1 protein-coding gene is annotated in these 557 nt (G+C 66.8%); it reads left to right on the top strand.

Features of this window, described 5'->3' with window-relative positions; genetic code table 11:
- Positions 1-316: 316 nt before the first annotated feature.
- Positions 317-557, top strand: a 241-nt coding sequence (locus ABD323_RS44665) for an IS110 family transposase (protein WP_425556369.1), incomplete at its 3' end; no start/stop codon positions are given.

Raw genomic sequence — 557 nt, 5'->3', positions numbered from 1 at the left:
CGTGGGTACCGGGCTGATGCCTATGACATCCCCGACCTGCGAGGTCTCAGGAGAGAGGGGTGCTGTCCGGCGCCTTTGGGCCGCCGCGAAACCTGCCGGCGATCGTGTTGTCGTGGTCGTGGTGCGAGCCCGCTCCAGGGATGACCTCTTCTTGATTCCGCGAGCCTTCGAGCTCTGGTGCAGACGGGGGCCCCTGGGGCGCGCTGGTGTCATGAACGGCTACTGAGATGGCGGACCGAAGAGTCCTGGGATTAGGGTGCCGCGTGACCCACATGTGCTCGTGACCTGCGAAAACAGGCAACGTTGGGAGAGTCGGTTGAAGATCTTCTGCGGTATCGACTGGGCCGAATCGCACCACGACGTCGCCCTGGTCGACGACACCGGCGCACTGGTGGCCAAGCGCCGGATCACCGACGACGCGGCCGGCTGCCGACTGCTGCTGGACCTGCTCGCCGAGCACGGCGACAGCCCAGAGAGGCCCATTCCGGTGGCGATCGAGACCAGCCACGGCCTGCTCGTCGCCGTCCTGCACACCGGCACCCGGCAGGTCTTCGCGA

Origin of the sequence: Kitasatospora nipponensis (assembly GCF_039528135.1) — a bacterium.
Classification (GTDB): domain Bacteria; phylum Actinomycetota; class Actinomycetes; order Streptomycetales; family Streptomycetaceae; genus Kitasatospora; species Kitasatospora nipponensis.
The sequence above is the reverse complement of the archived record's forward strand: the minus strand, read 5'-3'. Positions and strand labels throughout refer to the sequence as shown.